Below are 17,862 nucleotides of genomic sequence, written 5' to 3' on the forward strand. Positions count from 1 at the left end.
CGTGGACCCCGCATCAGACTATATTCCGTTCCTATGCAAATGAGGCAGGATATGCGGCCGCCGGAGACTATTATTGGATAAACAGCGGCAATTACTTTGCTGGCGGCGGAGGCACAAAGAATTACAGCGCCACATGGGACAAAGCTTTAGCCGGTAATGGATTTTATGTCAGTTCGAACGGACAAGTAGTACGGATGAGCGCGCTTGACAACCTTTATTCTCCATCAAAGAATATCAGTGACATTAATGTCGGTGCGGGTGGGGTTGATAACAATTCGAATGGAGAGAGTTCATTTGGTGTCGTAAGCGGGACTTCCAATTCCGATCCATATTCATACGCTGGAAATTTATTCCATCTTGACGGTACGAAATTACCTGCAAATGATGGCTTGCATCGTCAACTATTTGGTCTCTGTGCTTTTTATTCGTCGGCCGCCGCCAGAAGTTATCTTGGGGGTAAAAAAACGGATGGATTCGGTTTTTTTTTAGAATTCGTTAGAGCACATAGTCTGAATACAGCGCAGGTAGAAGGAATTAAAAAAAGTGGAATTATGACTCAGTTTCTTTTTGAAAAATTACTAACTGGAAATAGAACTAACGACCCGATAGGTGCTCTTAAAAACAACAATCCTGTTGTAGGAGTATATATAAGCCGGTATGAAGATAGAGTGCCACAATACCATCAAGTGCTTATTACTGGGTTTAGCTATTATGTAGATGGCGCTCGTCAAGGTTTTGTTTATAACTATTGGAACTCACAATCTTTTAAATACGAGAGTCGCTATCCATCTGAATTCATCCAAACCTTCCAAATTACTGGATATCGTTAGATACGCCATATATGAACCTTTTAATAATCAGCATAATGAAAAAAACGATTTATTTAGCGATTATCGCGCTTTTTGTCTTTAACAACGTTCGGGCACAGAACAAATCGGCAATTGATACAGTAGAAAGGGTCTTTTACATAATTTATACATCAAAAGACAAGCCCCCGTTGTACACAACAAACTATTATGGAGACCCACAACGGACGGTTACCATGAGCCCACTGCAAGAGCCCGCTTTCGAAAAAGTTTGTCAGTTCCTTAAGGTCAATGGCATGGTGACAATAACCCTTGCGCCAGGAACCCAACTATTAACGTTTGGCGAGTTGTTAAACGTTTATAAAATCCCGCAAAAACCTTATAGTAAGTTACCCGTGTTTATTGACAATGAGCGAATTGATAATCCTGAAACTATTTTAATTTCCATTAATCAAATTGACAATGTCAAAATAGCAGGGAAGCGTAAAAGTATTTATATAATTTTAAAAGGATACTATGAAGATATTAAAGAGAGGAAAAAAAACATTAAGAAAGGGAATATATATGTGCAATAAAACCCATTAGGACTCCGTATCGCTTTACATATTAATAGTATGTTTTGGTCAAATACTTCAAAACAAATCCCGGTGTGAAGGGATCTATATAAACGCTTTTATGGCTCATGCCTTTCAAGGTGTTGAAGCTGCAATATGTTCTCTGTCGAGCGTTTCAGCCCTAACGCAATCGCGAAGGACTAATAAACAGGATTGGAAGATTGCAATAAGCTCAAAAGTTCGCAACGTTTTCCCTAAGCCCTCGACATCTCTTATCACAAGGCTCGACGTATAATTAGTATAGTCGAGTTTAAATATCGTCCGCTGTAAAGTATTTCTTTTGAGGGTTTTTAATAATACGGTTCCTAAGGTCGTCCAGTTGGGAGCACATAAATGGACTATTAAGGAAATTCTCAACTTGAACCTTATTTTCCAAAGCTAAAACAGGTTCCAACGCTGGTAATTCTTCTTGGAGCCTTTTAGCTATGTGCCTAAGCGGGACAATCCAGTTCTCCCCTGATAAATCAAGCTTCCTGTCTTTTATACATAGGTTCCAACCTAAACTCACAAGGATACCTCTCTTGGCCGCTGCTGAGCCTTTTTTGAAGTTATAAACCGCCATCTCCGCAAACGAAAACATTTTTTCAGCAGTTTCAATCCACCCAGAGACACTGTCGTCCGCGTCTTTAATCAATTGTGCAAGACGAGTCTCTTCGGACTGTGTTTTTTGCGCCCTTTCCTGATATTGAGCATCAGTGATTAATCCGCCTGCTCTCATGTCAATTAAACCATCTAATTTGTTGGTCACAACATCGTAGGCAAGTTTATTGGCAGCATTTTGAGCAAGTATTTCGGTAAACCGCTTTTTGTTTTCCCTACGAACCCAAGCCATTAAATACTGGTGCAAGTCTTTGGAAATGTTAATCTCTTGCAAAAGACGCTCTATCTGCGCCTCAAGCGATTTTCCAGAAACAGGCGGCTCCTTACAAAGAACGCCAGGCTTATGCTTTGGACAGAAATAATATTGGTAAGTATGAACGTTGCCGTTCTTTTGATACTTGGTCTTCTCGCAGCCGCTGATTGCGCAACCGCATACGCTGCAATGAAGGGAGCAGCCGCCAAAGGCGAAATAATGCTTAACAGGTCTTGCCCTGCCAGTTTTTCCAATAAGCAATTGTACGCGATCGAATTCCGCCTTGCTAACCATAGGCTTGTGAATCCCCTTGTACCATTCTCCGCCGTTGCGGGGCCATCGGTACTCACCGTAGTAGAAGGGATTGTTAAGCATCTGATACAGCGTCGATTTCGACAACTTAAGCCCTTTTTTACTACGAAGCCCCCATTGCTCGGTTGCGATGTCCAAAACCTGCTTGGGTGTGTACTGCCCGCTAAGCACCTGCTCCCATAACTTGCGGACTATTGGGAAATTAACTGGGTCTATTCTTCGCTTCCGTGCCCCCTTTATTCCGCCCTTGTCGGGGAGGTATCCGAGCGGCGGTCGGCTTGGATAAATGCCAAGTTTCGCGCTTCTTATCATGCCTCCCTTAACATCTATTGCCTTGTTGTCATTTTCAAACTTTGCTTGCAGGCAATGAAAACCGAGCATGAAAATATCCATTGGATTGTTGCGATACACGTGGCTTTCAGTCACAATCTCTTTGAGATGCCCGGTGTCAAATAAGTTGATCAGCTCCCCTATGTCAACAGAATTACGTGACAGACGATGCGGTGCCCACGTGACTAAGGCGTTAATTTTGCCTGCCTTTATTTGTTTTATAAGTTTTGCAAACCCGGGTCTCCCCGGTCGCTTTGCAGACATCATTTCTTCAACTGTTTCTATGATTCTTAATTCGTGCGCTTTCTTCAATCTGTCAAGAACGTCGCGCTGACTCCCCAATGAAAGCACCTGCTTCTCCTTATCGTCAGTTGACTTGCGCAGATATTCGGCGTGCCTAAGTGTTCCGTTGTTGTTCATACATTTATCGTAGTCGCCTCAAAACTCAAAAGAGGGGAAGGCAGTAACCGTCTTAAGTTGCTACACATAAGATTCTGCCCGCCCCTCTTTTGAGCTTAAAACTGGTTAATTATTAATCTGATGTGTAGCCAATTCATTATAACTCGACTTGGTAGAACCGTAAATTGCCACGGCTGACTCGTTGTCTTGTATCTGCAATTGCGTCGGGGAGAGATAGATAATTCCGTACAATTGGGAAAGTTTAGCGAATTCAGCTTCTGCTTGCGATAAATCCATTTGTACCCCATAGTCCCGGTGGTAAATCTCCATAAGTCTATTTAAGTGATGTTCCTCTATCGGCATTCCGATATAATCACATTTATTCAAAGGAGGGGGTAGTAACGGTAATTAACGGTTAGCATGTGAAAACCGATACTGCAACCAATCTTGTGTTGCTGTTAAACTTTGTTGATGCAAGAAAACACACCTTTTACTCCCATTGGACAAACCAACTGGCGCAACCACAACCGAATATTTGGCATCAAGCCCACCGACCGCCTGTACCACATATTCTGCCTGGGCAAGACCGGCATGGGCAAGTCGCATCTGCTCGTCAACATGGCGGTCGACGACATGCACAAGGGCTACGGCATCTGCGTGCTCGACCCGCACAGCGATACCGTCGAGGCCGTGCACAGGAAGGTGCCGGAACACCGAAAGCAGGACGTGATATATTTCGACGCGACCAACCGCGCCGACCTGCCAGCCTTCAATCCGCTGGCAGGCGTGCCGGAGCATCAGCGGCAGCTGGTAGCGTCCGAGATGATAACCACGTTCAAGCGGCTCTTTAGCGACGCATGGGGAAGCAAGCTCGAATACGTGCTGCGTTTCGCCATTGCCTCGCTGCTCGAATATCCCAACGCCACCTTGCTGGACATCTCAACGCTGCTGACCGACAGCGCGTTTCGCGCGCAGGTATTGCAGCACGTACAGAATCCCTATACCAAGTCGTTCTGGGTGAACGAATACAGTCAATACTCCGCGAGCATGCAGGCGAGCACCGTGCAGCCGATACTGAACAAGGTGGGCGTGCTGCTTGCCAACGACACCCTGCGCGGCATCTTCGGGCAGCGGCAGGGCATTTCCTTTGAGCATTGCATGAACGGGCAGAAGATCGTGCTGGTGAACTTGTCGAAAGGGGAGGTAGGCGAGGACGTGGCAACCGTGCTCGGCAGCTTTATCATCACCAGCATCCAGAATGCCGCCATGCGCCGGGCATCAATCCCCATAACGGAGCGCAGGCGGTTCTACGTGTTCATAGACGAGGCGCAGCACTTCGTATCGACCTCATTTGCCGCCATGCTCCCGCAGGTGCGCAAGTTCGGCCTGGGGCTGTTCCTGGCCAACCAGCACCTCGACCAGCTGGAGCCTGACACGAGAAGCGCGATACTTGCCAATTTCGGGACGCTGATCGTGTTCCGCGTGGGATTGGAAGATGCCAAGGTGATGGAAAAGCAGTTTTATCCCGTGTTCACGTATGACGACTTTATCAGCCTGCCGAAGTATCATATTTATTTGAAGCTGCTGATTGACGGGGCGGAGAGCAAGGGGTTTAGCGCGGTGACGATGGAATAAGTGTGCTATTGACATTTATAGTCGTATGTGCTATGATTAATACAAATTGATTTAATGGTTATCAGAGGGAAGATACCTTTTGGTAACCATTAAATCTCGTTCACTATGACACCAAATAAAAAGATAAAAAAAGGGCGGATATGGCCATTAATTGTAATTGTGATAATAATTAATCTGTTAGCCGCTTACTGTTTCTGTTGCACCGAGCCTGATACTCCTTCAAGGACAGTGGCAGGAGTATTGCTGTGCCTCGTAATCGTTGCGATGGTTCCAATAGCAATTTTTTCGTGAAATTAATGTAAGCCACTGCGATGCAGTGGCTTTTACTTATATTTATTTCATGATTGGGTTCGTTATCGTCACAATTTTATTTGGCACCATTTTAGCAGTTTTCGCTAAGGTTGAAGACGGTTTGACATCACAAAAGCTGAAATCAAAATTTCGTGGTTTTAATGAAAAATATACTTTTAAGCAAATCTTTTTTAGGGCGAATCTTTGCTTAGTAGGACTGATTCTATTGTTGCAGGTCGGGCAGGCCATTTACTCCCAATATCTTGATAATCAGAAAGAAAAAAATGCGAGAAAACAAGACAATGCTAAGGCATTAAAGGACAGCTTAAGGCAAGACACGATAATAAAAAAATTTGGTGAAAGCCTGAAAAAAGCGGATACAACCATCAGTAGGTTACAGCCAATTTTACTTGCCAATCAAATGCAACTTTCCTTACAAAAAGAAAACGTTGATTCAGCGAAAAGGATTTTAGAGAAAAATGACTCCCTGTTAACCAAGCAAAACGACACCTACAAAGGAATGAAGCTATTGTTAAATCCGCTTTCTCCACTCAATATGATTTTACAATTTAGGGTGTCTTTTAAAACAGGTTACACAGACAGCTTAGAGGCGTCGATATACGCGTTACGAGATAGGGCATTTTATTCCAAATATATAAATTTCAGTCAGACAAAGGACACGGTTGTAATCCCGAATATGGATAGCCTTAAATCGTTGAACATCAACGTCAGGGCAGAATACGATAATTTCATTAAGACTGTGATAATTGTTACGAAGCAGCCAGTTCACATGTATAAATCAGGATTTCCGAATTCTGGAATGAAGGGCTCCGTTTTTGTAACAGGTCTAATACCTGAATTAGAAGAATACTTGGCATTAAGAACAGAATTTATTCCTTTTCGGAGGGTAATCAAAACGCTCGTCGTAGATTTTAAGAAGCAGGAATTTATTTTTGAAGCCAAATTCTATGACTTAAAAGGGAACGAAGCTTCCGGCAATTTCATGTCCAATGATATAAGTTTCGATAATTTATCCGGATGCAACTTTCTAATTGCTACGAATAGCGATTACAGAGAGCGCATCATACGGTTAGAACGCATTACGGTCAGTTCTACCTACGGCACGAGAAAAGGGTTCTTCATGGATTTCAAAAAGGCACCAATTTTGAATATGGACGGTAAAGCATTCTATTATCACAAAATCAACAATAAGGACTTTAGACCTCCAGACGTCGAATTGGATTTGGGTGATTTTTAGCTAAAGGTACTTATCACCTAATTTACTCAACACTGTCCTGTGCTGCTCCATCATTTCCGTCTGCCGTTGCAGAAGATCGTTATGCTGCTCAAGCAGCTGCGTGTACTGGGTTTGCGCGCGCCTAATCTTGTTGATGCCGAAGAACCAACGGAAGACATATTTAAGTATCCAAACCAATAAGACAAGGCTGACTAAGGGATGACTGTCTATCAAATACGACAGGTTCCAGTGAAAGCGGAGAAGCACAAAAGAAAGAGTCATGGCGACAGGGTTTATGGTTTGCCTAAAGGTAGAAAGCCGCTTTTAATTTTCCAAGAAATTTGCTTTTTTAAATCGCGCTAAGTAGCTTTATGCCAGCCAATAACCTTTGCCATGCCACAAAAAGCCCTCAAGCACGCGTATCGGCATTTCGCCGACCTCCAGCTGTCATCCGACGAATGCTATTCAAAGCTGGAAAAAATCATCTCCTCGTACGATTATCCCGACATCAAGGTAGAGCGTCGCGCGGTGTTCGAGAGCAGGAACGTGCTGCAAGACAAGCGGGAGTACTTAGTCATACGAAGAAAACAGCTGTGGTTTTACGTCTGTGCCGCCCCCTATGGGCGTAGCTATTTTGTCAGCTGGTGGTTTTGGCACAAGCGCAACTGGCTGCTCGACTGGATATACCGAAGCCCGATCATGAGTTACCTGTTCGAGGACACCGAGGCGACGATGTACGCCCAGGACACTCGTATCATGTTCGAAAGGAGCATCGACGCGCTCATTGGCGAGGTGACAGCAACGCTCGACCCCATTCACGCGAAGCGGCAGACAGTCGCGCTGAATTAGCCACATGAGCAGCCGAGGCAAGTCGCTCACCGAGCAGTTTTACGATTGGGAACAGCGAGGCAGGGGATGGCACGCATTTGACGAGCCGGTGCGGCTTGAGCCATCTTTCGTTCCCTTCTTCGGCCATTACGTTGCAGGCGAAATCATTGACGACGGCAGGAGACCCGGCTTCCTGAGCAGGCTGAAAGGACACCTTGCGCCGAAGCCGGCCCCCGCAATCGCCGAAGCCACGGTAGACGAAAGCGTTGCAGTTCCCGACGGTGGAGACCCTCCGCGCCTCACCATATATGCCGTTACCGTTCCCAAAGGATACAGTGCAAGGAGCGAGACGATGGAGCGTCTCCTAACAATGTTCGCATTATGTCGTGAGCCAGCCAGCTTTGAGATTGTTGCAGAATATGAAACAGTGAGCATTCAAATTGTGTGCAGCGAAAATGTTGCGCCCTTTATATACATTCAGCTGCGGTCGTACTTTCCCGAATGCTCGGTGCAGGAGACGCAAGCGGATGATATAATCCGTTGGGCAGACGGCGATAATGCGGTAAGTACGGCAGACTTCGGGCTGCAAGAGGAGTGCATGCGCCCGATAGCGACGCTTCGTGGGGCATACGACCCCTATACGCCGCTGTTCGGCACGTTCGAGCGTTTGAGAGACGACGAGGCGATAATAGTGCAGGTGCTATTCTGCGGCGCGACGCAGCCTTGGGGAGAAAGCATTGTCCGCGCGGCAGGCGACGGCATCGGTGGATCGTTTTTCATTGACGCGCCCGAAATGCCGCAACTGGCGAAAGAGAAGACATCGCAGCCGCTGTTCTTTGCGAATGTACGCATCGCGGCGTTTGCAGACTGCATCACTAACGCTGCTGCATTGCTGCGGCATAGCGCGGTCGCGCTTGTTCATGCCTCTATCTCGAACCATAACGCCTTGCAGCCATTGAGCACGCCCGCATACACGATTGACCAGAGGCTGTCGGACTTGGCATTGCGGCAGAGCCATAGGCTGGGCATGCTGCTCAATGTTTCCGAACTCTCGACCCTTGCACACGTTCCGAGCCAGCAGCTTTCTAAGAAGCTGCTCAGGCAGCACCGCACGACCAGGCAGGCACCGCCACTTTTAATTAGTAATTCGTACGTCTTAGGTATCAACGAGCACCAAGGGCAAGAAATAGCTGTCGGCATAAATATCGACGAGAGGCTGAAACATGTGCATATCATGGGCGCGACGGGAACAGGGAAGTCGACGCTGCTGCACAGCTTGATGATGCAGGATATTGCGGCAGGCAACGGCCTGCTGTGCCTCGACCCTCATGGCGACCTGATTGCTGGATTGCTTGCAAGCATCCCGGCATCGCGCATTAAGGACGTTGTACTGATTGACCCGACGGACAGCGAGTATCCGATAGGGCTCAACATTTTCGAGGCGCACTCGGACATCGAGCGCGAGCTCCTTGCCTCCGACTTGGCGGCAGTCTTCAAGAGGTTGAGCACCTCGTTTGGCGACCAGATGTACAGCGTCCTCTCCAACGCGATACTGGCACTGCTGTTCAATGCCGCCACGTACCACTTGGGCGACTTGCGCAAGTTCCTGATTGAGCCGTCCTATCGCAACGGCATTCTCGCAACCGTCACCGACCCCGACATCGCCTATTATTGGCAGAAAGAATACCCGCTACTCAAGGCTGGCGGCTCTGTCGGCCCGATATTAACGCGCCTCGACAGCTTCTTGCGCCCCAAAGTCATCCGCGCGATGGTGTGCCAAACCAAGGGTCTTGATATTGGCGCGCTCATGGACAGCGGAAAGATAGTATTGGTGAAGCTTTCGCAGGGGCTGATGGGAGCAGAAAACAGCTATCTGCTGGGCGCGTTCATCGTCGCGAAGTTGCAGCAGGCGGCTATGGCGCGACAAGCTCAGGCAATAGGCACCCGCAGGCCATTTTTCTGCTACATCGACGAGTTCCACAATTTTGTCACCCCTTCCATGGCAGCGATCCTTTCCGGCGCGCGCAAGTATGGGCTGGGGCTGGTGCTGGCGCATCAGGACATGCAGCAGGTGCAGAAGCACGATGCGGAGGTTGCCAGCAGCGTGCTTGCCAATGCTGCTACGCGCATCTGCTTCCGCCTCGCTGACAGCGAGGCAAAGCGCATGCAAGAGGGCTTTGCGGCCTTCACCGCGGACGACTTGCAGAACCTGCGCGTAGGGGAAGCCATTGCGCGCGTCAATACCGCAGATGCGGACTTTAACCTCTCGGTTATTGCCCACGAGAACGACAATCAACAGGACAATACCGAAGCAATCATTGACCGCTCTCGCGCGCTCTACAGCGTGCCGATTGTTGCAATCACTTCGTCGGCACCTCTTGCTGTTCCCGAAATTGTGCCGGTCATGGAGCCTCAACCGCAGCCCGCGCCGCCAACTACAAAACGCCCCTCTTTTATTCCTGAAATAGAACCCGCCACCGCGCCGCAGTCGGTGCGGGAGCACCGCTATGCGCAGGCGTTTATAAAAAAGCTGGCAGAAGAGCGCGGCTACACGGCGCAGATCGAAGCGCCGACGCCCGACAGGAACGGGCAAGTCGACGTGCTGCTTGAAAAAGCGGGAATGCGCATAGCGGTCGAGCTGTCGGTCACCAACGCGCCGGAGTATGAACTTAAAAACATTCAGAAGTGCCTGGCTGCCGGATACGAGCGGGTAGTGTGCTGCTCATCTAATAGGAAGAAGCTTAGCACTATTGAAACGTTAGTGAGAAGCACGATTTCACCCACGGTGTTAGACAAGATAACATTTGTGACGGTTGATGAATTTTATACAGTACTAACAGTTGATACGAAGCCACTGCCGAACACTCAACCAACGGTGATGAAAGGGTATAGGGTTAAAGTGCAATATCAGGAGGGGGGAATTAACCAGGCCCTATTGCAAAGCATAGTGAAAGGGTCAAGAAAGTAGCGCACTTCTTTGCCACGAAGTGACGCATAAGGCGAACGATTACCGCGTAGACTGGACTGTTTAATATTGACATAATAATTATCTTTGCAGTATCTATTGCTGATGGCATCCGCCATCAATTGTGATAAGGTTTAGGTTGAAGCCCCCAAGCAGCGAGTCTGAGGGGGCTTCGTATAGTACCTTATTTCAAGCTTTCGTCGCGGCCTCGTTCGGGCTCTAAGGTTGGAAACAACCCTTGCCCCCTTTTTTTTTGCATCTAAACACGAGAGCCCGCGACCCTTAGCTTCTCGCCATCGGCTCAAGCAGCTCGCACACGTCTGTTTTAAGAAACTCCGCAATTGCGTAGAGTTCGGGAATGGACGGCTGGCTGTAGTTGGTGCACCATTTCGATACCGTCTGCTCGCTTACATCAAGTTGCTCGGCCAATGCCTTGCTCTTCACTCTCTTGAGCGCTAAAAACGCCTTGATGCGGTTATAGACGCGCTTTTCTTTCTGCATAATCAAATATATGCAACGGCAAAACTTGGGCTTGAGCAATTAATATCCCCAGTATTTAATAAATATCAAATAAAAGATATTAAAATCTTTGATAATATATTTATATCCCTTAAATTTAATTCATCTTATTTTTTAAAAAGTTTCCAACACCTTTAACTTGTTACACCCATCGGAAATAAATCAATTGAATATATGAAAAAGCCCATCTTGCCGTTAGCGTTTATCCCCGTTATGTTACTTGCAATCCTTTTGACGACTTCGTGCGGCAAGGGAGGCAGTGGCAGCACTCCAACTCCCGTTGATCCCGTTGTGCCGCCGAAGCCGGCCGCTACCGCGCCGAAAGTGGACACGCTGTTTGAGCTCAGCTCCCAGGGCATGCACCCGACCTTCGTCGTCGGTCACGACTCTGTCGCCACGGGCGGCTTCGTGAGCGGCGACGGGGGAGCGACGGTCACCGAGCGGGGAGTATGCTGGAGCGAGACGCCCAACCCGACCATTGCAGGCAGCAGGAGTTCAAGCGGCACTGGCACCGGGGCGTTCAGCAGCCCCATCGGCAAGCTCAAGGTGAACACGAAGTATTACCTGCGCGCCTACGCGACCAATTCGGCGGGCACGGGCTACAGCCCCCAGCTCAGCTTTGTCACCGCCTTCAAGATCGGCGAATACTATCAGGGCGGCTACGTGTTCTCGATAGACGCGACCACGGTGCACGGCCTTATCGCCACAAAGCACCTGTTTTCCGAAGTCGGCTGGGGTGCCGGTGCCGCTGGGGCATACAGCACAACGGACGGCAAGGCGAATACCGACAAGATTGTCGCCCTGTTCGGCACGACCGCGAAGACTGCGGCGGGAACATGCAGGGCGTGCAGGGACGGCGGGTACAGCGACTGGTATCTGCCCGCGATAAATCAGCTGTCTACACTGTACAATTCATCAGCTATTCCTTACGACGCGGTAGAGCACAGCTACGATACGTGGTCGTCGACGGAGCTTACAACAAATTCAACCTGGGCTTACTTGATTACCCATCAATACGGAAATGCCGGATCAGACACGAAGACCGCTAAATATACGGTGCGACCGATACGGGCATTCTGAGCCAGCGACGAATTGCCCTTGCTTCGGGCAGTTCTGGGATAGCGCCGGAAATCAACGATGCTGAAAGCGATAATTTTCGTACTTTGCCAATTCTATTAATGGCGGCATCCGCTGCCATTGTGATAAGGTTTAGGTTGAAGCCCCCAAGCAGCGAGTGTTAGGGGGCTTTATTGTGAAAAAGAGGGCTGTTGTTTTTGCGAGGTTGCGAAAAAATGCACTCTAATTGAAGCAGAAAACTTCACGATTTACCATGAAAAACCGCTACTACTTCTCCGCGCTCGCAGAGGATACGATTAGGAAAACATATAAATATGCCAGTTCCTAAATTTAAAACCGAAAACCTGCATCTTTTTGCATTCGGAGCAGCGTTGTGGCTCGCCTTGCTGTACGCGGCAATAGAAATAATCGGCTACGCTGCCGACTATTTGCTATCTTTAATCAACCTATTCTTTCACCACTAATCCTACGCAAATGGAAGCAAAACGTGTCGGCATTTTCATCCGTGTGAGCACGGACATGCAGGTAAAGGACGACAGCCCCGAGCATCATGAGCAGCGCGCCCGGTATTACGCGCAAGCCAAAGGCTGGCCAATCTTGGAAGTGTACCAGCTCGACGCTGTGAGCGGAAAGTCCGTGATGGAGCACCCCGAAACGCAGCGGATGCTGCGTGACATCAAGAGTGGGCACATAAACGGCTTGGTATTCTCTAAGCTCGCCCGCCTCGCCCGCAACACGCTGGAGCTCTTGGAGTTCTCTAATATCTTCAGAACCCACAACGCCGACCTCATCTCGCTGTCCGAAAGCATCGACACCAGCACTCCCGCAGGCAGGCTGTTCTACACGGTCATTGCGGCAATGGCGGAATGGGAGCGGGAGGAAATCAGCAGCAGGGTCGCGGCGTCGGTTCCCATAAGAGCGAAGCTCGGCAAGCCGCTGGGCGGGCAGGCGTCGTTCGGCTACCGATGGCAGAACAAGGAGCTGGTGGTAGACGAGAGGGAGGCGCCCGTTCGCAAGCTGATGTACGAGCTGTTCATGCAGCACCAGCGCAAGTTCAGCACGGCGAGGGCGCTCAACGACGCGGGGTATAGGACCCGCAACAACTCCAAGTTCACCGCTACCACCGTTTCGCGCCTGCTGCGCGACAGCACCGCAAAGGGGGAGCGGCGGGCGAACTACACCAAGAGCCTCGGCGACGGCAAGCAGTGGGTCATCAAGCCGGAGTCGGAGTGGGTGGTCATGCCCTGCCCCGCTATTGTCTCTTCCGAGCTGTGGCAGTCGGTAAACCATGTTTTGGACATTCAGGAAGCGGGGCGCATGTCGCGCCCGAAGGCGGTGTACCTGCTGTCGGGATTCGTTAAGTGCGACTGCGGCAAGACGATGTACGTGTATCACACCTCGAAGGTCTACAGCTGCAGCAAGTGCCGGCACCGCATATCGGTCGCCGACCTTGACGAGATATTTCAGGAGCACCTGAAAGAGTACCTGAAAGGCATAGACGTAGCGAGCTACCTTTCCGAAACGGACAGCGAGATACGGGAGAAAAAAGCCCTGCTCGAGAGCACGAAGACCGCGCGGGAGCGCCTCCAGAAAACCATCCACAGCCTCATAGACTTGCGAGTAAGCCAGGAACTTTCCAAGGAGCAGTTCGCGGAAAAGTACCGCCCCGCGGAGGAGCAGCTCAACCAGCTGGATGCCCGTCTGCCGATACTCGAAGCGGAGACCGACGTGCTCAGCATCGCTATGCTGTCGAGCGACAACGTTATGCGGGAAGTGAAAACCCTGTATGACGAATGGGAGACTCTGAAGTTCGGGGAGAAGCGCAACATCGTCGAATCGGTAGTGACATCCATCGAAATCGGCAAGGAAGACATCGTCATCACGCTCGCGTACGTTCCGAATTCCCCTCAAAATGCAAAGAAACCTTCGCACAGCGTCATGGATTCATTGAAGCGATAAGCATAAAACTGCTGGGGTAATCTACCGTGAACTTTGCCCGGGAGATGGTTACCTTGCGTTCTTCCAGCGGTTGGCGCATTACCTCTAAAGCCGAGCGCTTAAATTCCGGCAACTCATCTAAAAATAAAACACCGTTGTGCGCCAGCGAAATTTCGCCCGGCTGGGGGTTACTGCCGCCGCCAACGAGCGCAACATCGCTAATGGTATGGTGCGGCGAGCGGAACGGCCGGGTAGTTACCAGCGCATCTGCGGCGGAAAGTTTACCGGCAACCGAATGGATCTTGGTGGTTTCCAATGATTCGTGCAAACTCAGGGGTGGCAATATGGATGGCAGCCGCCGCGCCAGCATGGTTTTACCAGCACCGGGCGGGCCTATCAGTATCACATTGTGCCCGCCTGCAGCGGCAATTTCCAGTGCGCGTTTAATGTTCTCCTGTCCGCGCACTTCGCTGAAATCGCTGTCGTAATTGGTGAGGCTGTCGAAAAACTCGTCGCGGGTGTTTACTACCTCGCGTTCTAATGTGGCGGTACCGTTGAAGAAATCGGCTACCTGTTTAATATTCTCCACGCCGTACACCTCAAGGTCGTTTACTATGGCCGCCTCACGGGCGTTTTGTTTGGGAAGGATAAAGCCTTTGTACTTTTCCTTCCGCGCCTGTACAGAAATGGGGAGCGCGCCCTTAATTGGCTGCAAGCCTCCATCCAGCGACAATTCCCCCATAATGAGGTACTTATCCAGCTCCCCGGTTTCTATTTGGCCGGAGGCGGCTAACACGCCAATAGCGATAGTGAGATCGTAAGAGGAGCCTTCCTTTTTTATGTCGGCAGGGGCCATGTTTACTACCACCTGCTGGCGGGGCATGCGGTAGCCGCAATTTTTCAAGGCGGATTCTATGCGAAAATAGCTTTCTTTAATAGCCACATCGGGCAGGCCCACCACAAAGTATTTGGTGCCCGCCGCAATATTCACTTCCACTGTTATGGTAATTGCCTCTATACCATACACCGCACTTCCAAAGGTTTTAACTAACACTATAGACAAGGTTTTTGTATAGCGAAAGATATAGATTTATTTTGAAGGTTACATGAGGGGAATTTTTATACTTAAAAAACGAGCGATGGACGGATTGAACGGAGTTGGGCTTACAAGAAATACCAGAATTTATTGGTTAATTAGCAAGAAACAGTTGGTATGGCAAAGATAAAATGGCGCGGAAATGAAATTAAAGGTCATTTGGATATTGATGTTGCGGATTGCGAAGACGAATTTGAAGGTGAAATAAAAAAATGGAAGGAGATATTAATTCACGGCGACCCTGAAGGGTTGAGGTCGTTTGCAAAGCTTTTAATTAAAATAGCCAACTTAAATCAAGACCATGAGACAGGCATTCCGATAGGAGCAAGAGAGCATTACCATTTACGCCCGAACATCGAACTCGGGAAAAGCTCTGAAGAGGTGATTGTGGGCAGATTAGATGCCAAGGGAACAGGCGATTTTTATAATTCGTACGTTGCAAAAGACGCTATGAAAAAATAGTTTTATAACCATTCTCGCCGGGCAAGGGTACAATGTATTCATAGCATCGGGCAATTTCACACGCCCAACACCTCCCCACTTCCTCCTTTCCCTCAAAATTCCTATCTTTCCCCTAAAAAGTTACAGGATGCTTGAGCAGGTTAAACAGCAGCAGAACGCTTACGAGGGAATTTACGCGCCGGAACAGCGTTCGGAGTTTGATTTTCATATCACTACTGATCCGCTCACCCGTTACCTGCGCGATCGCCGGCTGTTAAAAGCTCTTGCCGTACTGGAACAAAGCAACGCCAACATCCGCGAGTGGAGCGTGTTACTTACCTGCGGCGGCGTTGGGGGCGAAGGCCTGTTCTTTAAAAAGAACGGCTTTAACAATGTAACCGTAAGCGATATCTCCGAGAACTCCCTTAAGATCTGCAACGAGTTCGACCCATCTATCAGCACCATTATGCTAAACGGCGAAAGCCTCGATGTACCCGATGCTTCGTACGATTTGGTTGTTGTGCAGGACGGCCTGCATCACCTGCCCCGCCCGGTTACGGGCTTTACCGAAATGCTGCGTGTAGCAAAAAAAGCGGTCATCGTGATAGAGCCTTACGATAGTCTTATCGGCAACCTGATGGGTACCGAATGGGAGGAACAGGGCTCCGCCATTAACTACGTATATCGCTGGGACAAGAACAGTTTTACCCAGGCCGTTAAAAGCTACCTCCTCAAAAACTATAAACAAATAAAAGTGCTCCGTTTTTGGGACCATGGGCTCATGGTATCTAAACTGGCCGGCAAGCTACCGCAGGGGATGCAGCTACCCGCCGCCAAAATCATCTACGGCTTATTCGCCCCCTTTAATCTGGCGGGCAATATGTTTGTGGGGATATTGATGAAATAGGGTGCAAGCGTTGTTTATCGGCAGTCGGTTTTGTAAACCCTTTCCATTTTCCCTCTTCCTTGCGTGTTAATTAGGGTTAACACAACTTAACACAATTTCAATAATTATTTTATAAAACACTCTTAGTCCGTTGTTTAATAAATGTGTTGGGTTAACATATTTTACTATATGTCGTGTCATCCTAAGTCTAATAAATACTACCTTCTGACGAGGGTATTGTTCTCAATTGGGAAATAAAATAAGCCAAATTAACGCCCCCCTATTCCACCGCGTGGATGGTGCGCTCTTTGCGTTTGATGAATGGTTTCTCTATAAACAACCAGGAAAGCGTTGCCATTACCACCGTGCCCAGGATCAAATAAACCAGGTTAAAATAGGGTACCAACTTCAGTTCTACCACTACCGTGATGATCATGCCGTGGTAAATATAAATGCCGTAGGAGATATCATTTTTCCGTAGTAGTTTATCCGCGAGGTTTGGCAGGGTATACGCCATCGAAAGCAGGGTAAAGGACAGGAACAGGTATTGGATCACCGTAAAGTATGCCGCGTCTATCCTGTCGAAAAAGAACATGCTGAACGCCGCGTAGGGCACTATCCAGTACAGCGCTTTTCCGTAAATAAATTTTGAGCTGTAGATGCGCAGCCGCTGAAAAATAACACCGGTAAGGAACAGGTAGAAATGCGGTATAAAAGTATAACGCAACAGCTTGGTTAGTTTATCGCTAAGGTGCGATAAGTTGTAGGTGAGCGTTAGCCCTACAAAAACTACAAATAACGCAATGAACCATCCGTTGAGCTTACCCTTTGGCGCTAATAAAAAGCAGATGGGCAGCATAATGTAAAACTGCAGTTCGATGGGGATGGTCCACAAGCTCCCGTTGTAGGAGCCGAAGCCGTAGTTGGCTAAAAAGTTTGGCGTATAAATAAAGCCCAGCAATTGCGTTGGCAGCCAGGCAAGGGTTTGTTTGTTTAAAAAATTTACGCCGGTAATGGTGAAAACGATGAGCGTTAGAATAATACAACCCCAAAGGCCGGGATAAATGCGCAGCGCCCTGTTACGGATGTAGTTTTTGATGGAATTATTGCGTTCGTACGAAGCCGAGATGAGGTACCCGCTGATCACAAAAAAAACGGGCACACCCGGGAAAAGGTACAGTATTTTTAAGCTGGTATGGCTTATGGGCAGCTTAAGGTGCTGGTAATAATGATCGAATATCACCTCAATGGCGGCCAGTAGCCTCAGCAGGTCGAAATTGTTTATCTTAAATTCTTTCAGCGGTTTCATTAAGCAGCTGCAAGATATGGATTTTAAACAATTCCTGTTTAATTAAGCAAACGCGCGCAGAGAAATCGCTTTTAAAACAGGAGGAACCTACGGAGCCAAAAAACTTTTTGAATGATGCTATAAACAGGAGGTTCCTACGGAACTGAGAACTCATTTGTCTGTACTCCGGAGGAGTAACCTGTTTATAGCAAAGAAATTGGCTCCGTAGGCGCCTCCTGTTAACCACCAGGTTTTAAGCGATTTCACTGCAAACGCGGGCGGTTAAGCAATTGCAGAATGCTATTAACAAAAAACGCCGCAAAATTGCGGCGTTTAAATTATAATGA

Annotated in this window: 14 protein-coding genes and 1 pseudogene; 11 read left to right on the plus strand and 4 right to left on the minus strand. The window is 48.5% G+C overall.

Annotated features, from left to right (window positions below):
- Positions 1–830: hypothetical protein (locus ABIX36_RS19235; protein ID WP_348083796.1), on the plus strand; the 830-nt coding region annotated here is incomplete at its 5' end.
- 35 nt (positions 831–865) lie between these two features.
- Positions 866–1,381, plus strand: a complete 516-nt coding sequence (locus ABIX36_RS19240; RefSeq protein WP_348083797.1) for a hypothetical protein — start codon at positions 866–868, stop codon at positions 1,379–1,381.
- A 289-nt stretch (positions 1,382–1,670) separates the two neighbouring features.
- Here ABIX36_RS19240 and ABIX36_RS19245 read toward each other — a convergent pair whose 3' ends face one another.
- The gene (locus tag ABIX36_RS19245; protein WP_348083798.1) at positions 1,671–3,335 is read right to left on the minus strand and encodes a recombinase family protein; all 1,665 of its coding nucleotides are present in this window, start codon (positions 3,333–3,335) and stop codon (positions 1,671–1,673) included.
- Positions 3,336–3,785: 450 nt separating this feature from the next.
- Here ABIX36_RS19245 and ABIX36_RS19250 point away from each other — a divergent pair, with 450 nt between their 5' ends.
- The 4 genes from ABIX36_RS19250 to ABIX36_RS19265 all read left to right on the plus strand — a co-directional run bounded on the left by ABIX36_RS19250 (position 3,786) and on the right by ABIX36_RS19265 (position 10,273).
- Entirely contained in the window at positions 3,786–4,949 is a 1,164-nt protein-coding gene (locus ABIX36_RS19250; protein WP_348083799.1) for a type IV secretion system DNA-binding domain-containing protein, read from the plus strand.
- A gap of 340 nt (positions 4,950–5,289) precedes the next feature.
- Complete coding sequence (locus tag ABIX36_RS19255; RefSeq protein ID WP_348083800.1) at positions 5,290–6,498, plus strand: hypothetical protein; 1,209 nt, start codon at positions 5,290–5,292, stop codon at positions 6,496–6,498.
- A 372-nt stretch (positions 6,499–6,870) separates the two neighbouring features.
- Positions 6,871–7,326, plus strand: a complete 456-nt coding sequence (locus ABIX36_RS19260) for a hypothetical protein (protein ID WP_348083801.1) — start codon at positions 6,871–6,873, stop codon at positions 7,324–7,326.
- A gap of 4 nt (positions 7,327–7,330) precedes the next feature.
- Complete coding sequence (locus ABIX36_RS19265) at positions 7,331–10,273, plus strand: type IV secretion system DNA-binding domain-containing protein (protein WP_348083802.1); 2,943 nt, start codon at positions 7,331–7,333, stop codon at positions 10,271–10,273.
- Positions 10,274–10,552: 279 nt separating this feature from the next.
- Here ABIX36_RS19265 and ABIX36_RS19270 read toward each other — a convergent pair whose 3' ends face one another.
- Positions 10,553–10,771: a helix-turn-helix transcriptional regulator gene (locus ABIX36_RS19270; RefSeq protein ID WP_348083803.1), complete on the minus strand. Its 219-nt coding sequence runs from the start codon at positions 10,769–10,771 to the stop codon at positions 10,553–10,555.
- 192 nt (positions 10,772–10,963) lie between these two features.
- Between ABIX36_RS19270 and ABIX36_RS19275 the strand changes: the two genes are divergently transcribed.
- The 3 genes from ABIX36_RS19275 to ABIX36_RS19285 all read left to right on the plus strand — a co-directional run bounded on the left by ABIX36_RS19275 (position 10,964) and on the right by ABIX36_RS19285 (position 13,825).
- The gene (locus tag ABIX36_RS19275) at positions 10,964–11,869 is read left to right on the plus strand and encodes a DUF1566 domain-containing protein (RefSeq protein ID WP_348083804.1); all 906 of its coding nucleotides are present in this window, start codon (positions 10,964–10,966) and stop codon (positions 11,867–11,869) included.
- Between the two features lie 311 nt (positions 11,870–12,180).
- Positions 12,181–12,330 (plus strand): hypothetical protein, encoded by a 150-nt coding sequence (locus ABIX36_RS19280; protein ID WP_348083805.1) that lies wholly within the window; start codon positions 12,181–12,183, stop codon positions 12,328–12,330.
- A gap of 10 nt (positions 12,331–12,340) precedes the next feature.
- Complete coding sequence (locus ABIX36_RS19285) at positions 12,341–13,825, plus strand: recombinase family protein (RefSeq protein ID WP_348083806.1); 1,485 nt, start codon at positions 12,341–12,343, stop codon at positions 13,823–13,825.
- Here the strand turns inward: ABIX36_RS19285 and ABIX36_RS19290 are convergent.
- Positions 13,806–14,858: pseudogene (locus tag ABIX36_RS19290) on the minus strand (YifB family Mg chelatase-like AAA ATPase); the annotation flags it as partial. The gene ABIX36_RS19285 and the pseudogene ABIX36_RS19290 sit on opposite strands and share 20 nt — an antisense overlap.
- A gap of 159 nt (positions 14,859–15,017) precedes the next feature.
- Between ABIX36_RS19290 and ABIX36_RS19295 the strand changes: the two are divergent.
- The gene (locus tag ABIX36_RS19295; protein ID WP_348083807.1) at positions 15,018–15,362 is read left to right on the plus strand and encodes a hypothetical protein; all 345 of its coding nucleotides are present in this window, start codon (positions 15,018–15,020) and stop codon (positions 15,360–15,362) included.
- Positions 15,363–15,489: 127 nt separating this feature from the next.
- Positions 15,490–16,248 carry a class I SAM-dependent methyltransferase gene (locus tag ABIX36_RS19300; RefSeq protein ID WP_348083808.1) on the plus strand — a complete coding sequence of 253 codons (759 nt, stop codon included), beginning with the start codon at positions 15,490–15,492 and terminating at the stop codon, positions 16,246–16,248.
- Positions 16,249–16,507: 259 nt separating this feature from the next.
- Here ABIX36_RS19300 and ABIX36_RS19305 read toward each other — a convergent pair whose 3' ends face one another.
- Positions 16,508–17,536 carry an acyltransferase gene (locus tag ABIX36_RS19305; RefSeq protein ID WP_348083809.1) on the minus strand — a complete coding sequence of 343 codons (1,029 nt, stop codon included), beginning with the start codon at positions 17,534–17,536 and terminating at the stop codon, positions 16,508–16,510.
- Positions 17,537–17,862 lie beyond the last annotated feature (326 nt).

Source organism: Mucilaginibacter sp., assembly GCF_039925265.1.
GTDB lineage: Bacteria > Bacteroidota > Bacteroidia > Sphingobacteriales > Sphingobacteriaceae > Mucilaginibacter.

Bases quoted from the DNA above. Each gene is read 5' to 3' on its own strand.
- ABIX36_RS19275 (WP_348083804.1), top strand. From the start codon at position 10,964: ATGAAAAAGCCCATCTTGCCGTTAGCGTTTATCCCCGTTATGTTACTT.
- ABIX36_RS19260 (WP_348083801.1), top strand. From the start codon at position 6,871: ATGCCACAAAAAGCCCTCAAGCACGCGTATCGGCATTTCGCCGACCTC.
- ABIX36_RS19245 (WP_348083798.1), bottom strand. From the start codon at position 3,335: ATGAACAACAACGGAACACTTAGGCACGCCGAATATCTGCGCAAGTCA.
- ABIX36_RS19250 (WP_348083799.1), top strand. From the start codon at position 3,786: ATGCAAGAAAACACACCTTTTACTCCCATTGGACAAACCAACTGGCGC.
- ABIX36_RS19295 (WP_348083807.1), top strand. From the start codon at position 15,018: ATGGCAAAGATAAAATGGCGCGGAAATGAAATTAAAGGTCATTTGGAT.
- ABIX36_RS19285 (WP_348083806.1), top strand. From the start codon at position 12,341: ATGGAAGCAAAACGTGTCGGCATTTTCATCCGTGTGAGCACGGACATG.
- ABIX36_RS19265 (WP_348083802.1), top strand. From the start codon at position 7,331: ATGAGCAGCCGAGGCAAGTCGCTCACCGAGCAGTTTTACGATTGGGAA.
- ABIX36_RS19300 (WP_348083808.1), top strand. From the start codon at position 15,490: ATGCTTGAGCAGGTTAAACAGCAGCAGAACGCTTACGAGGGAATTTAC.
- ABIX36_RS19280 (WP_348083805.1), top strand. From the start codon at position 12,181: ATGCCAGTTCCTAAATTTAAAACCGAAAACCTGCATCTTTTTGCATTC.
- ABIX36_RS19255 (WP_348083800.1), top strand. From the start codon at position 5,290: ATGATTGGGTTCGTTATCGTCACAATTTTATTTGGCACCATTTTAGCA.
- ABIX36_RS19270 (WP_348083803.1), bottom strand. From the start codon at position 10,771: ATGCAGAAAGAAAAGCGCGTCTATAACCGCATCAAGGCGTTTTTAGCG.
- ABIX36_RS19305 (WP_348083809.1), bottom strand. From the start codon at position 17,536: ATGAAACCGCTGAAAGAATTTAAGATAAACAATTTCGACCTGCTGAGG.
- ABIX36_RS19240 (WP_348083797.1), top strand. From the start codon at position 866: ATGAAAAAAACGATTTATTTAGCGATTATCGCGCTTTTTGTCTTTAAC.